Here is a 359-nt window from a genome sequence, read left to right as displayed (position 1 = left end):
CTTTTTGGTGGGATCGCATTAGCCGGCACTTCATGGCTTAATTCTGAATTCGTGAATTTAGCCACCGTGAATAATGTCTATAACGCTAAAATGAACGTGGCGAACTTCCAATTCTTATTCAACATGGGAGTGAGGATGAATTTAGCCAGGGCTAAGAAAAAAGGCAGCGATCATGCGGCTCAGCATGGGATTGAGTTAGGGCTTAAAATCCCCACCATTAACACGAACTATTATTCCTTTATGGGGGCTGAACTCAAATACCGAAGGCTCTATAGCGTGTATTTGAATTATGTGTTTGCTTACTAAGCTTTTGTGAAACTCCCTTTTTAAGGGATTTCTTTTAAAGCCTTTCTTTTTTT

Annotated in this window: 1 protein-coding gene; it reads left to right on the top strand. The window is 40.1% G+C overall.

Features of this window, described 5'->3' with window-relative positions; all coding sequences use genetic code 11:
• The coding region (locus FIM44_RS08425) for an outer membrane protein (protein ID WP_140579772.1) at positions 1-306 on the top strand (306 nt) is incomplete at its 5' end.
• Between the last annotated feature and the right edge of the window lie 53 nt (positions 307-359).

It is taken from the genome of Helicobacter pylori (genome assembly GCF_006440215.1).
Classification (GTDB): domain Bacteria; phylum Campylobacterota; class Campylobacteria; order Campylobacterales; family Helicobacteraceae; genus Helicobacter; species Helicobacter pylori_CS.
The sequence above is the reverse complement of the archived record's forward strand: the minus strand, read 5'-3'. Positions and strand labels throughout refer to the sequence as shown.